8 protein-coding genes are annotated in these 16,339 nt (G+C 74.1%); 4 read left to right on the forward strand and 4 right to left on the reverse strand.

The features are described from left to right. The first annotated feature begins 278 nt into the window (after positions 1-278). Both WMF43_RS48140 and WMF43_RS48145 read left to right on the forward strand, forming a co-directional pair. Complete coding sequence (locus WMF43_RS48140; RefSeq protein WP_437675623.1) at positions 279-1,112, forward strand: hypothetical protein; 834 nt, start codon at positions 279-281, stop codon at positions 1,110-1,112. A 3-nt stretch (positions 1,113-1,115) separates the two neighbouring features. Beyond that, positions 1,116-5,060 carry a serine/threonine-protein kinase gene (locus WMF43_RS48145; RefSeq protein ID WP_437675624.1) on the forward strand — a complete coding sequence of 1,315 codons (3,945 nt, stop codon included), beginning with the start codon at positions 1,116-1,118 and terminating at the stop codon, positions 5,058-5,060. A gap of 24 nt (positions 5,061-5,084) precedes the next feature. On the opposite strand, the gene WMF43_RS48150 is transcribed toward WMF43_RS48145, so the two are convergent. The 3 genes from WMF43_RS48150 to WMF43_RS48160 form a co-directional block, all read right to left on the reverse strand. Beyond that, positions 5,085-5,942, reverse strand: a complete 858-nt coding sequence (locus WMF43_RS48150; RefSeq protein ID WP_437675625.1) for a nucleotidyltransferase family protein — start codon at positions 5,940-5,942, stop codon at positions 5,085-5,087. 540 nt (positions 5,943-6,482) lie between these two features. After that, positions 6,483-11,015, reverse strand: a complete 4,533-nt coding sequence (locus WMF43_RS48155) for a serine/threonine-protein kinase (protein ID WP_437675626.1) — start codon at positions 11,013-11,015, stop codon at positions 6,483-6,485. Between the two features lie 8 nt (positions 11,016-11,023). Further along, the gene (locus tag WMF43_RS48160; RefSeq protein ID WP_437675627.1) at positions 11,024-11,866 is read right to left on the reverse strand and encodes a hypothetical protein; all 843 of its coding nucleotides are present in this window, start codon (positions 11,864-11,866) and stop codon (positions 11,024-11,026) included. A 191-nt stretch (positions 11,867-12,057) separates the two neighbouring features. Here WMF43_RS48160 and WMF43_RS48165 point away from each other — a divergent pair, with 191 nt between their 5' ends. Further along, positions 12,058-13,554: a serine/threonine-protein kinase gene (locus WMF43_RS48165; RefSeq protein WP_437675628.1), complete on the forward strand. Its 1,497-nt coding sequence runs from the start codon at positions 12,058-12,060 to the stop codon at positions 13,552-13,554. A gap of 324 nt (positions 13,555-13,878) precedes the next feature. After that, positions 13,879-14,964: a ferritin-like domain-containing protein gene (locus WMF43_RS48170; protein WP_437675629.1), complete on the forward strand. Its 1,086-nt coding sequence runs from the start codon at positions 13,879-13,881 to the stop codon at positions 14,962-14,964. A gap of 45 nt (positions 14,965-15,009) precedes the next feature. On the opposite strand, the gene WMF43_RS48175 is transcribed toward WMF43_RS48170, so the two are convergent. Continuing rightward, on the reverse strand, positions 15,010-16,089 hold the full coding sequence (locus tag WMF43_RS48175) for a hypothetical protein (RefSeq protein ID WP_437675630.1): 1,080 nt from the start codon (positions 16,087-16,089) through the stop codon (positions 15,010-15,012). Positions 16,090-16,339 lie beyond the last annotated feature (250 nt).

The raw sequence follows: 16,339 nt of genomic DNA on the forward strand, positions 1-16,339 counted from the left end.
CGCCGCGCCAGCGCACCTCCGCGCCTGGGCGCGGCTCGGCGGCTTTCTCGAGCCCGAGGTGCGCGCGCGCGCTGCGCTAGCGTACCTCCGCGCCTAGGCGCGGAGTCGCGTCCCCGCCGATTCGGAGGTGCGCGCGAGTGCTGCGCCCTGCGTATCTCCACGCCCGGCACCTGACCACGGGATGCCTGTCACGCATGTGTGTAGAAACATGCTTCGGAAAAAAGCAAGATAAAATATTTGAATCCTTGATTGGCCGTGGTGTAGAAGAGATTAAGACTATGGAACTCGCGCGTCAGATTGCTCTCATCGTCTGCGTGGCTGCATCGACCGCACAGATCGCCTGTGTCGCCTCAACCGAGCTTGGGGACGAGGAGGCGGTGGAAGAGGCCCAGCAGGAGCTCCTGGTCCACAACGCGCTGACGCGGAACGCTCTCACGCGAAACGCGCTTACGCGGAATGCGCTCACGCGGAATGCGCTGACACGGAACGCGCTCACCCGGAACGCGCTCATGGGCAACTCGTTCACGAGCGAGGCGCTCCGAGATCCCGAGTCGAGGGAGCTGCTCAGCTTCATCGTGAGCTGCGCGCTCCCGGAGGACGACCACATCGTGGTCGACGTCGGTCGCGAGTCCTACCAGTTCGACGGCGAGCTCGGCCTCGCGCCCGAGTGGGGCAGCCGGCGCGGCTCGTGCGACGAGAACTGCCAGGAGTGGGTCTCTGCGTGCCTGCTCGCGCGGGTGAACCACCGCGGCGAGCACGTGACGATCTCGCTGCGCGGCAAGAGCAGCGCGCTCAAGGCGTCGTCGACGGAACGGGAGGAGTACGAGGAGGCCGAGGCGGCCTACTACGGCAACGTCTTCCTGGCCGAGCAGCGCCGCTACGCGTGCCTCGCGCCCGGACAGACGTCCATCCCGCGCGTCTGCGGGGACTCGCTCGACGATTGTGTGGTCGACGTCGTGGGCGAATGTGAAGATGTGTGCGACAGGCCGCGGCGCGACGGCAGCTTCCCGGATTGTAGGGACCGCAACCCCTACGAGCTGCCGTGCGGTCTCCGTGTCTTTCCCCCGCGAACCGATCTATACAAGAGCTCAATCACCGTTTTCCTCGAATAGCGTGTGGATCCAGGCACCGTCCTCGCCAGCCGCTTCGTCGTTGATCGGCAAGTCGCGGCCGGGGGGATGGGGACTGTCTACCGCGCGCTCGACCGGCTCGATCAGCGCCCGGTCGCCCTCAAAGTCCTCCAGAGCCGCGAGGCCTTCGACGTCGAGCGCTTCGAGCGCGAGTCGCAGATCCTCGCCGAGCTGAGCCACCCCGGGATCGTGCGGTACGTCGCGCACGGGAGGACGGGCGCGGGCGAGCACTACCTCGCGATGGAGTGGCTGGAGGGCGAGGACCTGGCGGCGTGCCTCGCGCGCCGGCAGCTCGCGGTGGCCGAGAGCCTCTCGGTGCTGCGCCGGACGGCGGACGCGCTCGCCTTCGCGCACTCGCGCGGGATCATCCACCGCGACGTCAAGCCGAGCAACATCTTCCTCGTCGCCGGCGACGTGGCGCAGCTGAAGCTCGTCGACTTCGGGATCGCGCGGCCCGACGGGGAGTCGCGGCGGCTGACGTACACGGGCGGGATCCTGGGGACGCCCGGGTACATCGCGCCCGAGCAGATCGAGAGCGGGGCGTCCCACGACGCGCGGGCGGACGTGTTCTCGCTGGCGTGCGTGTTCTACGAGTGCATCGCGGGCCGGCCCGCCTTCGAGGGGGCGCACGTCATGGCGGCGCTCGCGAAGCTCCTGTTCCAGCAGACGCCGCGGCTGCGCGAGGTCCGCGCGGACGTACCGGAGCCGCTCGATCAGCTGATCGACCGGATGATGGCCAAGAGCCCCGAGGACCGGCCGCGCGACTGCGGCGACGTCGGGGCGCAGATCGCGCAGATCGCGGACGTGCTCGACGCGTGGGCGGCGCCGCGGCCGACCACGATGGCGTCGCAGCGCGACGCGACCATGCGCTCGGCGCGGCCGCCGGGGTTCCTCACGCGCAGCGAGCAGCGGCTCGTGTCCCTCGTGCTCGCCGGCGAGCCGGACGACGTCGAGATGAGCGTGGCGGCGGCCGGCGGCGTGCCGAGCGCGTCGGACGTGTCGAGCGTGCTGCAGGAGATCACGAGCGAGGGGCCGGGCTCGACGGTGCCGCGCTCGGAGGTGCGGGCGGCGGTGGAGCCGTACGGCGCCCACATCACGGAGATCTCGCGCGGCTCGCTCGTCGCGATCCTCGCGGGCGCGGGGAGCGCGGTCGACCGGGCGGAGCGGGCGGCGCGGTGCGCGCTCGCGCTGCGCGCCCGGTTCCCGGGGATCCCGCTCGCGGTGGCGACAGGAAGGGGGGTGTCGTCGGCGACGCTCATCGAGGGCGACGTGATCGACCGCGGGATGCGCGCGCTGCGCGCGGCGCAGGCGGGGATCGTCCGGCTCGACGACGTGACGGCCAGCATCGTCGGCGGCCGGCTCAAGGTGGAGGCGGACGAGAAGGGGCCGTTCTTGACCGCGAGCGAGGCGGCGGCCGACGAGAGCACCCCCGTGCTGCTCGGCAAGCCGAGCCTCTGGGTCGGCCGGAGCCGCGAGCTGTCGATGCTCGAGGGGGTGTTCTCCGGGTGCGTGAGCGAGTCGCTGGCGAGCGCGGTGCTCGTGATCGGGCCGCCGGGGGCCGGCAAATCGCGGCTCCGCCTGGAGTTCCTCACGCGGGTGCGGCGCCAGTTCGGCCCGGTGGAGATCCTCTCCGGCAGGGCGGAGTCGGTGGCGGCGGGCTCGCCGTTCGGGCTCATCGCGGACGCGATCCGCAAGGCGGCGGGGATGCGCGAGGGAGAGCCGGTGGAGGCGCGGCGGCGCAAGCTGAAGCGGCGGCTCGGGCGGCACCTCTCGGGCGAGGCGCTGAACCGTATCGCGGCGTTCCTGGGCGAGATCTCGCGGACGCCGTTCCTCGACGGCGAGACGAGCGGGCTGCGCGCGGCGCGCGACAACGCGATGCTGATGGCCGACGCGACGCGCGCGGCCTGGGAGGACTGGCTCGCCGCCGAGTGCGCGGCGCAGCCGGTGCTGCTCGTGCTCGAGGACCTCCAGTGGGGCGATCCGGCGACCGTGCGCCTCATCGATCAGACGCTCAGGAACCTCCGGGACCTGCCGCTCATGCTGCTCGCGCTGGCCCGGCCCGAGGTGAACAAGCAGTTCCCCAGCCTGTGGATCGACCGCGAGGTGCAGACGATCAAGCTCGGGCCGCTGCCGGCGAAGGCGAGCGAGCGGATGGTGCGCAGCGCGCTGGGCGAGGAGACGCCCGCGGAGACGGTTTCGCGGGTGGTGGAGCGGGCCGACGGCAACCCGTTCTACCTGGAAGAGCTGATCCGCGCGGTCGCGGACGGCAAGGGGGACGTGCTGCCCGACTCGGTGCTGGGGACCGTGGAGGCGCGGCTCGACGCCGAGGGGCACGAGGCGAAGCGGGTGCTGCGGGCGGCGAGCGTGTTCGGCGACCGGTTCTCGAAGCTCGGGGTGTCGGCGCTGCTCGGCGGGGCGACGCGGGTGAAGGAGACCGAGACGTGGCTCGACGCGCTGGCGGCGCGCGAGCTCATCGCGCCGGCGTCGACGCCGGGGTGGCTCGGGCCGATGGACTACGTGTTCCGCCACGCGATCGTGCGCGAGGCGGCGTACGCGATGCTGACGGAGCCGGACCGCGTGCTCGGCCACAAGCTCGCCGGGGAGTGGCTCGAGCGCAGCGGGCACACCGACGCGATGGCGCTGGCGCAGCACTTCCACCTCGGCGGCGAGCCGGCGCGCGCGGTGCGGTGGTACCGGCGGGCGGCGGAGCAGGCGATCGAGGCGAACGACCTGGCGAGCGCGCTGGCGCGGGCCGAGATGGGCGTCCTGTGCGGGGCGGCGGACGAGGAGCTCGGGCGCCTGCGGCTCGTGGAGGCCGAGGCGAGCGTGTGGCGGCAGGAGACGGCGCTCGCCGCGCAGCGCGGCACCGAGGCGGCGAGCCTGGTGCGGCAGGGGAGCTCGATCTGGTTCCGCGCGATCGCGCAGGTGATCATCGCGGAGGGGAAGCTCGGCCACTTCGACCGCGTCGAGGCTTGGGCGGCGCGGGTGGCGGAGGCGCCGGGCGGGCAGAGCGCCCGGATCATGTGCGTGTGCGAGGCCGCGACGTACCTGATCTTCGGGGGGCGTTACGCGGCGGCAGACCGGCTGATCCGGATGCTCGACGCCGTCGCGAGCGACCCCGCGGCGCTCGATCCGCAGACGGCGGGGCTCTACGAGCAGGTGCGCGCGATCCGGGCGCAGACGCGGGGGGACGTGGGGGCGGCGCTGAGCGGGCTCACGGCGGCGCTCGAGGCGTTCGAGAAGGCCGGGGACCGCCGGAACGCCTGCGCGGTGCGCGAGAACCTGGGCTTCCTCTACGGCGAGCTCGGCGATTTCGAGGTGGCCGAGTCGGCGCTCCGGACGGCGCTCGCGGCGGCGCAGCGCATGGGGCTCGACGATCTGGAGACGGCGGCGCTCCAGAACCTCGGGTACGTCATCGCGCACCTCGGGCAGCTCGAGGAGGCGAAGCAGCTCGAGCAGCGCGCGGCCGCGGCGTTCCAGCAGCAGGGCGACCGGCGCATGGAGGGGGTGACGCTCACGTACCTGGCGAAGATCCTGCTGCTCTCGGGCGATCCCGCGGCGGCCGAGCGCGAGGCGCGCGCGGCGGTCGAGGCGCTGACGGTGGCGCCGCCGCTGCGGGCGGCGGCGGTCGCGGTCCTCTCGCGCGCGCTGCTCGCGCAGGGGCGCGGGGACGAGGCGCTGCCGGCCGCGCGGGAGGCGTTCGCGCAGCTCGAGGAGGCGGGCTCGCTCGAGGAGGGCGAGTCGCTGGTGCGGCTGGTCTACGCCGAGGCGCTGGCCGCCGGCGGGGCAGAGCGCGAGGCGGCGGAGGCGCTCGCCGCCGCGCGCGAGCACCTGCTCTGCCGCGCGGCGAAGATCACCGATCCGAGCTTCCGAGAGCGCTTCCTGACGTGTGTGCCCGACAACGCGCGGACGCTCGCGCTCGCCGGGTGAGGCGCGGGCAGCGCCGCGCCGGAATCAGGACGGGTCCGCGCCGGCGTGCTCGTGCCGGCCTTCGTGCTCGTGCCGGCCTTCGTGCTCGTGCCGGCCATCGGTCGCGTGCCGCTCCGCCTCCGCGGCGCCCTGCGGGCGCGGCCCGCCGTTCAGGATGCGCAGGGCCTCGCGGTAGCCGTGGAGCGTCCCGACATCCACGTACACGTGCCCGGCGTGGACCCCGCGGACCACGCCGCCGCGGGCGATGTACTCGTTGACGAGCGGGCCAAGGTGCTCGTCGCGGCAGCTCCGCGCGCACCAGAGCCGGTAGAGATCCTGGAGCACGGCGCCGGTCAGCTTGAAGGCGCCCCAGATCCAGCGCGAGCCGGCGCCGCCGCGCCCGGCCTGGATCTCGACGACGCGCCCGTCGCCGTCGGTGATGACGGCGTCGAAGGGCTCCGGGCGCTCGACCGGGAAGAGGAGGAACGAGAACGCGTGGGCGCCGAGCGCGGAGAAGCCGTCCTCAGGGAACCAGATCGTGCCGGGGAGGCCGACGAGCACGAGGTCTTCCGGCGGGATGAGCGGGAGCGCGCGGAAGAGCGCGTCGCAGAACCCCGCAGGGCTCGGCTGGATGACGTACGACAGGCTCGCCTCTCCGACCGAGGCGCCGAAGTAGTCGAGGAGCTCCGACGTGCCCGAGGAGATGACGAAGCAGATCTTGCTGGCTCCGGCGAGCACCATGCGCTCGACGAGGTGCTCGCTCACGGCGCGCGGCCGCTCGACGCCTCGCTCGAGGCGGCTGCCGACCGGGAGCAGCTCTCTCACGAAGGCGAGCGGCGGAGTGCGACTCCCGGCATCGGCAGCGGGGATGATCCCCCACAGGACGGGTCGTGCCGCACTCATGCTCGCGCCTCCTTCACCCCCGGATCGCCGCGCATGGATGTGGGGCCCGTGGGCGCGCGGCTTTCGTCAATGAATCCGGTCACTTCTATAGGTCCTCCGGTCCTTCGCGGCGCGCCGGTCGGCCGTGCATCAATGGATGACCGTTCCCGCTGTTCGCCGTGAGGTGGAGTTCAACATCGGGCGTTTGCCTTACGTGTCAAGCCGAGCACGGACTCTCGGTTGTCAAGCTGAGCTGTTGGGGTGAGCTGGTGAGTCGCGAAGTGTTTCGATTTGTCAAGATGTGATGGCCGCAGGTCTGTCAAGCCGCGATGGATGCCAATTTGTCAAGGCAGATGCATCCACGATCCAGGTCAGTACGGCCCGACGGGCGCGCATCATCGATGGCGGATTGACACGCTGGCCGGCGTGGCGCCCTGCCATGCTCCGGGAAGGTGAGGAGGGCGTGCGGGCAACGCCGTAGAAAGGATCAGGCCAGGACGTAAAGGGACGCCCTGACGGCGAAGACGATGGATGACGATGAATGACGATGAGGACGGGAGGTCACATGTCGGTCACGTCGGCGGCGACATCCTCGCGCGCGGCGTCGCTCGAGCCGGCGCGCACGTCCGCGCGGGTCTCCTCCGCCTCGCGCTGCGCGATCGCGGCGGCCTGGCGGCGCAGCCGGTCGCCCATCGCGTTCGGGATGCGCTCCGCGGCCAGGAGCGCGGCCGCGAGCGCGCGGCGCGCGGACTCGACGCGGCCGCGGCGCAGGGCGGCCACCGCGCGCATCTCGAGCACCTCGATGTGCTCCTGGCCGACGGATCGCTGCGCCGAGCGGTCCACGAGGGCGTCCCATTCGGCGTCGCGCCCGCCGCGGAGCGCGAGATCGAGCATGGCGCAGAGCACCTCCTCCGACGGGACCAGGAGCGCGTCGGCGAGGCCCTCCGCGCGCGCCTGCGCCTGCGCCTCGCCGAGCCGCTCGAGCAGCGCGCGGGCCTCGGCCTCCTCGCCGCAGTAGAAGAGGTGCCGGGCGAGGAGGAGCAGGGCGACCGGGCGGCACGTGCCGGCGAGCCGGCGCTGCTCGATCGCGAGCGCGCGCTCGATGTGCGGCCTCGCCGCCGCGAGGTCGTCCATGAGGTAGAGGTACTCGCCGAGGTTGTGCTCGCCGACCCGCTCGAGCCCGCTCTGGCCGAGCTCGCGCGCGAGCGAGAGGACGCGCTCGAGGTCCGCGATCGTGCGCGCCTTGTCGCCGCGGCACGCCCAGAGCAGCGCGCGGTTGTTCGTCACCGATCCGAGGTGGAGCGTGTCGCGGTGGGCCTCGCAGAGGGCGATGGCGCGGTCGAGCGCGTCCTCGGCGTCGTCGAGCCGGCCGAGCCCCTGGAGGACGAAGCCGAGCAGGATCAGCGAGATGACGAGCGTCTCGTAGCCGTCGTCGCCGAGCGCGGCGGCGGCCTCGGCGGCACGCTCGAGCGCGGCGGCGGCCTCCTCCTCGCGGCTGAAGCGGTGGAGCGAGCGCCCGACGCCGAGCGCGAGGCGCGCGGCGAGCGCCGGCGACAGCGCGATGCCGGCGGCGAGCGCGCCCGCCTCCTGGACGCGCTCCTCGGAGCTCTTGAGCTCGTCCATCCAGTCGAGCGCCGTGGCCTCGTCGAGGAGGATGTCGATCTGCGCCGGGACGTCGCCGCGCGCGCGCGCGATCGCCAGCGCGGCGGCGAAGTCGGCGAGCGCGTCGTGGTAGCGGCCCAGGCGGTAGCGCATGAGGCCGCGGCCCCGGTGCGCGGCGGCGCGGTCGGGGCGCGCGTCGTCGGGCGCGCCTGCGAGCGGCGCGCGGGGGGGCGCGCCTGCGAGCGGCGCGCGGGGGGGCGCGCCTGCGAGCGGCGCGCGGGGGGGCGCGCCTGCGAGCGGCGCGCGGGGGGGCGCGCCTGCGAGCGGCGCGCGGGGGGGCGCGCCTGCGAGCGGCGCGCGGGGGGGCGCGCCTGCGAGCGGCGCGCGGGCGGGGACGCTCGGGATCGTCGGCTCGAGCGGCTGCTCGAGCGCGCGGCTGTAGAAGGTCTCGGCGTCGAGGTACGCGTGCCGGGCGCGCGCGCGCTCGGCCAGGGCGAGGTAGGCGCGCTCGGCCACGGCGCCGAGGCCGGCCTGCGCGGCGTGGTACGCGAGCGGGAGGAGGCGCGCGTCCTTGAGGTGCGGCGCGGCGCCCTCGCCGGCCTCGCCGGAGGCCGCGTCGCGGTGCAGCTTGAAGGCCGCGAGGTGAGCGCGCCGGCGGAGCTGCTCGGGCGCCCCGCGGGCCACCGCCTCGCGGACCATCGCGTGGCGGAAGCCGACGCGGCCCCGGCGATCCTGGACCAGGAGGCCGGCGGCGATCAGGCGCTTCACGGCGACCGCGGCGTCGAGCGGCAGGTCGTCGGCCTCGCCCTGCTCGTCGAGCCGGTGGAGCACGCCGGCGACCTCGGCGACGGTGACGTCGGGGCCGAGGAGCGCGACGAGGCGCGCGTGCGCCTGCAGCGCGGGCGGGAGCGCGTCGATCTCGCCGAGCGCCAGCCAGTCCAGCAGCGGCAGGTCGGGGAGGCGATCGAGCTCGTCGGTGGCCAGGTACCACGCGTCGCCCTTCGGGTGCCGGCGGACGATGCCCTCGCGCTTGAGGCCGCGCACGAGCTCGATGAGCAGGAGCGGGACGCCCTGCGCACGATCGCAGAGGTGCGCGAGCGCGGGCTCGGGCACGTCCTCCGCGGGGAGGAGCAGCCGCCGGCAGAGGGCGATCGCGCTCTCGCGGTCGAGCGGGTCGAGGCGGTGGGTCTCGCGGCGCGCGGCCCGCTCGCCCCAGGCGGGGCGCGCGCGCTCGAAGACCGGGCGCGCGAAGGCGCAGATGAAGAGCGGCGCGCGCGCCTCGGCGAGCGCGGCGTACTCGAGCGCGGCGAGGGCGGCGTCGTCGGCCTCGTGCGCGTCGTCGAGGATGACGAGCAGCGGCGTCTCGTACGCCCGGCGGCGGAGGGCCTCGCCGGCCGCCACGGCGAGGGCGGCGCGGAGCGCGCCGGGCGCCGCGGCGAGCGCGCGGAGCTCGGGGTAACGCGCCGCGCCGCCCTCGCCGTCGCCGATCCAGCCGAGCGCGAGCGCCACCGCGGCCCCGTGCTTCGCGTACTGCGCGTCGCCGAGGCGGCGGCGGAGGAGCGCGCTGCCGCCGTCCGCCGGCGGCGACGTCGGCAGCGCGAGCGCGTGCTGGAGGATCTCGCGCGCGACCCGATCGGCCCCGCCCGCGACCGGCTCGCCGGTGTGGAGCTCGATCACCTCGGCGCGGGCGCCCTGCGCGCGCAGCCGCCGCACGAGGGCGCCGGCGAGGCGGCTCTTGCCGTGGCCGGCGGAGCCGATGACGCTGGCGATGGTGGGCGTCGCGTCCGCGGCGGCGTGGCGCGCGCCGGCGACGAGGGCCTCGAGGACGGCGTCCCGGCCGAAGAGCGGCTCGGACGTCGTGTCGCCCGCGGAGTCGGCCTGGGGCAGGGCGGAGGCGGGGCCGGACAGGGCGGCGGCGGGGCCGGACAGGGCGGCGGCGGGGAAAGAGGAGGAGGGGCCGTGCAGGGCGGAGGCGGCGCCGGGGGCGGCGGGCGCGCCGGGCGCGTGGGGTCCACCTTCGCCGAGCGCCGCTGCGGCGGCGGGGGACATGAGGATCCCTGCGGCGTCGCCGTCCGGGAAATGGTCCTCCCGCTGGAAGAGCGGGCTGAGGAACCGCCGGGTGCCGTCGGGCCGCACCTGGATCGACACGGACGCGACGTCGAGCAGACCGCGGGCGAGGATGTGCTGCTGCTCGAGCTCGCGGGCGCCGTGCGCGGCGCGGCGCAGCGGGCTGGCGCCGCCGTCGTGATCGAAGGCGGCGACGAAGCGGCGGCCCGCGGCGTGCGCGAGCTCGCCGCCCAGCGCGCTGAGCCGGCGCTGGAGGCTCACGACGTCGAGCTCGGCCTCGAAGAAGAGGAGCGCGACGGCGCGCCGCTCGAGCTTGCGAGGGCCCGGGGCGGGCGCCTCGGCGGCGGGGGGCGCGGCGAGCATGGAGAGCGCGGGGCGGCGATCCTGCGCGCGCTCGAGGCGCTCCAGGGTGGCGCCGAGCGCCGCGGCGCTCGCGAAGCGCTGGCCCCTGTCCTTGGCGAGGCACCGGAGCACGATCTGCTCGAGCGGGAGCGCGATCGGCGCGAGCGACGAGGGGCGCGGCGGGCGGCGGCTCAGGTGCTCCTGCCGCACGACCGCCGGCGGGCCCCAGAAGGGCGGCCTGCCGGTGAGCAGCTCGAACAGCACGACGCCCATGGCGTACACGTCCGCGCGCGCGTCGACCTCGCCGCGGCCGCCGCACTGCTCGGGCGCCATGTACTCCGCGGTGCCGGGCGCGTCGCGCTCGGCGGTGAGGCGCGGCGGTCCCTCCGCGGGCCCCGCCGCGAGGCCGAGATCGATGATGGTCGCGCGTAGCCCGCCGCCGCCGGCGCCCTTCGGCCCCGCGACGAGGATGTTCTCCGGCTTGAGGTCGCGGTGAACGTAGCCGCGCGCGTGGATCTCCGCGAGCGCCCGGAGGGCGGCGCGGGCGAGGGCGCACGCCTCGCGCGGCGGCACCGGGGAGGCGACGCCGGGCGCGATCAGGCGATCGGCCAGCGTGCGGGCCTCGATGTACTCCATGACGAAGTACGGCAGGCCGGAGGCGAGCTGGCCGCACGCATAGACGGCGGGCACGTGCGGCGGTCCGATGTCGTGGAGCGCCTTCATCTCCTCGACGAGGCGGAGCCCCGCCCCGGGCCGGTCGGCGCGCGCGACCTTGATCGCGACGGTCGGTCCGCCGCCCTCCGGCTCGGCCGCGAACACGGTCCCGAACCCGCCCGCGCCGGCGAGCCGGAAGCGCCGGAAGCCCGCGATGCTCGGCGGCGCGGCCTCGCGGGTCCCGCTCTCGCCGGTCTCGTCGGCGACGGGCGCGGCGCCGTGGGGCTCCGGGCAGCCCTGCCGCGCCACCGGTCCGTGCTGCGGACAGCCCGGGTCCGCCCGCGCGACCCGCCTGCCGCACTCCCTGCACCGCGCGGAGGGCGCCCCGGCGCACGCCGGGAGCCCGACTGGACGAGCGTCGAGCGGCATTGGGCGCCTCACGGCAGGAACGTCGTGATCACCGCGGAGGACGGCCCGTCCGGGCCGGCGCCGCAGCCCGACCGATACCTTCGCCGGTATTCGGTGGAGACGTCGCGCGCGTCACACGCGAGATCACATGAGCCCACGATGTGGATGTTCGCGCATTCCGAGGATCCGCCCGCCGGGGCCGGGCGCCCCGCCGCGCAGTCCCGGCCCAGGGCGCGGGAGTTCTCGACGTTGGCGTCGTTGTAGCAGGCAAAGAGGCGCGGCGGGCTGGTGAACAGATTGCCCCAGAACGCGCCTTCCTCGTCGGGATACCGCTCGACCTCGAGCGCGTCCGGATACCTGAGGGCCGCGTGCGCCGCGCGCGACGAGATCATCACCGAGGCGCCGCTCGAGTTGACGCGCGACGCCACGCAGGCCGATACCCATTGCTGGCGGGACGCGCTGAGCGGCTCGTCGCTCCAGCTCGGGGCGAGCCCCATGAGCCCTCTGTAGCTCTCCTCGTGCAGCGCGCCGAGCGTGTCGTGCCACGAGAAGCGGAGCGACTGCGACGCGCTCAGCGCGCAGCCCACAATGTATCGGAGGAGCTGCCTCGAGAGCCGGCCGGCCTCCCCGGGATCGCGCAGCGCGCGGAGGGCGCTCTCCGCGAGGCCGCTCTCCTCCAGTCTGTTCGGGGCGAGAGCGCCCGCGCTGAGCGCGTCCGGGTCGATGTGGCTCGGGTCGAGGGCGCGCGGGTCGAGGGAGTTGGGGTTCAGGAGCGCGCTCGCCGCCGCCTCGACCTCGCCCTCGAGCATGTCCGACTCCGGCGGACATCCGCCGCCGTCGCCGCAGCCGGGCATTGAAATCAATAGCAACATACTCGGGCACACCGAGCCGATACACCTCTTCATCTGTCCCCCCTATTTCTTTCAGCAGATGGAATAGACTACCGTATTGATAACGATGGATTTACTGTACCGCCAGGGGAGTCTACGGGTGGCGGCAACATGATCGTTCCGCGCCGGGAAAAAGGCCGCTCGGGCGATTCCTTATGTGGATCGGGGGAGTCATGATGATCGATGGGCTCGCGACGCGCGACGATGAGACAAGGGCGTTTTCGCAGGAGGAGAGGTCGTTCTCGAGAGGCGAGCTGGCGAGCGGCGCGCGCGCCGGCGATTACGTGGTAGGGTATTCTATCGCCCGGGGCGGATGCGGAGCCGTCTACCTGGCGAGGCACGCGCGGACCGGCGCGCGTGTGGCGATCAAGGTGCTCCACGGGACGCTCGCCGCGTCGCCGAAGATGGTGAGGCGCTTCCTGCGCGAGGTCGAGGTGGTGCGGCTGCTCAAGCACCCTGGAATCGTGATGATCCATGACGCCGGCGAGCTCGCGGACGGCAGGCCGTTCTATGTGATGGAGCACCTCGACGGCGTGACGCTCGACGTGCTCCTCCGGGAGGAGGGGAGGCTCTCGCCGGCGCAGGCGCTCGAGCTGCTCGAGCCGGTCTGCTCGGCGCTCGACGCGGCGCACGCCGCGGGCATCGTCCATCGCGACGTGAAGGCCAGCAACATCTTCGTCACGGGGGGCGCGCCGCGGTCGGTGAAGCTCCTCGACTTCGGCATCGCGAAGCTGATGGAGCCCGACGCGAGCGCGTCCGGCTTCACGACGGCGGGGCGGGCGCCCGGCACGCTCACGATCATGGCGCCCGAGCAGATCCTCGGCGGGGCCATCGACGCGCGCGTCGACGTGTACGCGCTCGGCGTCCTGCTCCACCGGCTGCTCACGGGCAAGCTCCCGTTCTACTCGCCGGACGCGACCGAGCTGCTCCGGCAGCACCTGGAGGAGCCGCCGCCGCGCCCGAGCCGGCGGACGCCGCTGCCGCACGCGCTCGACGCGGTCGTGCTGCGGTGCCTGGAGAAGCAGCCGGAGCTCCGCTTCCCCTCGGTGATGAGCTTCCTCGGCACGCTGCGCGAGGCCGTGGGCGAGCCGGCGCAGGGAGGGAGCAGCCAGCCCGATCTCGTCAGCGACGCGATCGCGATCTACGTCGACCTCCGGGCGCGCCTCGACGCCGACGAGATCGACGACATGCTCGCCGAGGAGATCGGCCGCGTGCTCGACCTCGCGGAGGAGCGCCTCCGGGGCGCCGGGCTCGCGCTGGTGTCCATGACCGGCAACGAGATCCTCGCGATGCGCCTGCTCCCCGGCGACGCGGAGGGGGCGCTGCGGGGGCGGAGCGAGGTGATCGAGATCGCCGCGGCGCTCCACGACGAGATCGCGATCGTGACCCGCGCGGCCCGCCCGGGCGCCCGCGTGCACGCGAACCTGTGCCTGCACGCCGGGCAGGTGGTGGTGCGCTCGGCGCAGAGCCCGGAGATCGTGGGCGGCGCGCTGGCCCGGGTCGGCGCGTGGGCTCCGGCCGAGGACGTGGACGGGCTCTGCGCGACCGCGGAGGCGGTCCGCGGGCTCGACGAGCTCGAGCTCTCGGCGGGGCCGGCCGGCCTCGTGCTGATCGGCGGCCCGGCCCAGATCTCGTCGCCCGCGCCGACGCTGCGCAGCGGCCCGGCCTGAGGCCGGGGGGGCGCGCGCCCGCCGCGCGCCCGCCGCGCGTGCGTCCGCCGCATGCGCGTCCGCCGCGCCGCGTGTCATGTCAGGTGAGCGACCCGCCCACGTTCCGCGGTTCCCCTGCGGGGGATTCGGGGGACGCCGGAGTCGATATGACGATGTAAAATTATCATGCGCCGATTGCCGCTGGGCGATGGATGCCAGTATAACGGTCGTCCGCGAGCGGCGGTTCGCGCGCCTCGCCGCTCCGGAAAGCCCTCACTGTCCATGCGCATCCAGCAAGCTATACAGACCCTCCTCGATTCCGGCCCTCTCCTCCGCGACGCAGCGGTGAGCGGCAACGTCCGGGTGCTCGCGTCGCTGCTCGGGCCCGCGTTCCGCGGCTTCGTCCAGCGGCGCGGCAAGGGGGTGAGCTCGACCGATATCTCTGTTGGATACGAGGCCAGCTTCAACTGGAGTTACGGGCGGGACGACCCCGACATGGCGAGGCTCTACCAACTGGCCAAGACGTCCCAGTGGAACGCGACGACGGATCTCGACTGGTCGCGCGGGGTCGACTGGCACGATCCGACAATGCCGCTCCTGCCCGACAGCTGGATGCCGACGTCCAAGCTGCCCCTCTGGGGCCGGCTCTCCGAGCGGGAGCGGGCGACGCACCGCCACGGCTTCCTCTGCTGGATGCTGAGCCAGTTCCTGCACGGCGAGCAGGGCGCCCTGTTCGCCGCGTCGCAGATCACGGAGGCCGTGCCGTGGCTCGACGCGAAGCTGTACGGGAGCACGCAGGTCGCCGACGAGGGGCGCCACGTCGAGGTGTTCCACGCCTACCTCACGCAGAAGATGGAGAAGCTCTACGAGGTGAACGACAACCTGTATGTCGTCATCGACGCGATCATGAGCGACGGCCGGTGGGACATGAAGTTCCTCGGCATGCAGATCATGATCGAGGGCCTGGCGCTCGGCGCGTTCGGCTCGATCCGGCAGGTGACGAGCGAGCCGCTCCTCAAGGACGTGCTCCGATCGGTGATCACCGACGAGGCGCGCCACGTGCATTACGGCGTGCTCGCGCTGAGCAAGCTCTACCGCGAGGGCGTCGAGGAGCGGGCGCGCCACGAGCGGGAGGACTGGGCGTTCGAGCTGTCGCTGCTCCTGCGCAACCGGTTCCTGGCGCACGAGTTCTACGACGAGTTCTACGCCCACCACATGACGCGCCGGGAGTGGGACAAGCTCATCCTGGCCAGCGACCTGATGGGCTTCTTCCGCCGGACGATGTTCAAGCGGGTCGTGCCGAACCTGAAGCGGATCGGCCTGCTCACCCCGCGGGTCCGGCCGCGCTACGCGGCGCTCGGCCTGCTCGAGTACGAGCACGGGCGGTCCGCCGGGGAGCTCTCGCCGAGCGACCTCCTCGACGACGCGTGAGGGGGGGCGGGCGCGGGCAGGGGGAGCGCCCGCGCCGGGGGCAGATCAGCAGGTGGCGCCGATGCAGGCGGCGAGCTCGACGCCGCACTGCTCCTGGAGGCACGCGGGGTCGCCGCCGCAGGCGGGGAGCGCCGCGAAGGCGCAGTTCAGGACCTCGTCGACGAAGAACTGGACGTCGGCGCAGCCGCGCGCCACGCAGCTCGAGACGCACGCGAAGCTGAAGCCCGGCGGCGTCCGGTTCACGTCGAGGCAGCTGAACGAGCAGGTGATCACCTCGAGGCAGTCCGCGGGCTCACACGCGCCGCAGTCGGACGGGCAGCTGGTGCAGCCCTCGAAGTCCTCGCAGACGCCGTTCGGACACACCGAGCAGTCGCCGCAGTCGGTCGCGCACGAGGCGCACGTCTCGGCCCCCGAGCAGGCGCCGTCCCCGCACGAAGGGCAGCGCCCGCAGTCGTCGGGGCAGGAGAAGCAGCTCTCGGTGGCGGCGTTGCACACGCCGTTGCCGCACGGGGCGCACGCGCCGCAGTCGGGGGCGCAGGACAGGCAGTCCTCCGGCGCCGTGCAGGAGCCGTCGCCGCAGCTCGCGCAGACGCCGCAGTCGCCGGGGCACGTGAGGCACGTCTCGGCGCTGCCGCACGCGCCGTCGCCGCAGCCCGGACACAGGCCGCAGTCGACGGGACAGCTCGAGCACGCCTCGCTCGCCGGGTCGCACGCGCCGTCGCCGCAGCCCGGACACAGGCCGCAGTCGGCGGCGCAGTTGCCGCAGTTCTCGGACGCGTCGCAGGCGCCGTCGCCGCACGTCGCGCAGACGCCGCAGTCGGCCGCGCAGGTCGCGCACGACTCGCCGCCGGCGCAGTCTCCGTCGCCGCACCCGTCGCAGAGGCCGCAGTCGGGGCTGCAGCTGCCGCAGTCCTCCCCGCCATCACAGACGCCGTTGCCGCACGCCGCGGGCTCGGGGCCGGCCGCGCCGAAATCGTCCCACGCCTCGGAGCGGCCACAGCCCGCGCCGAGCGCCGCCCCGGCCAGGGCGGCGAGCGCGGACCAGGCGAAGGCGCGCGCGGACAGGAAGCCAGGGCGATGCCGCCCGGACCGCAGCAGGAAGCTCAGCCGGCTTGTGTGACCCATACGATCGGCTCCCGGGGACAGGAGAGTTCTCGGGTGGTGGGTGGAGGAGGCGGCTCCGGCTCGCGGGCCGCCGCTGCGCCGCTCTGGACCGTTCACCGCAGAGCGTGCAGGCGGAACATACAGGAGACGGCGGGTCGGATGACGCCAAAGCACGGGCGCGTCGCTTTCCTGCGCGCCGGTCGAACCCGCGGGAGAGCCGGGCGGCCGCGGCGACGAGCGGACGGGCCGAGCCGTCCTCGCAGGAGCGCGG

This window comes from Sorangium sp. So ce131 (genome assembly GCF_051519095.1).
In the GTDB taxonomy this organism is placed as follows: Bacteria; Myxococcota_A; Polyangia; order Polyangiales; family Polyangiaceae; genus Sorangium.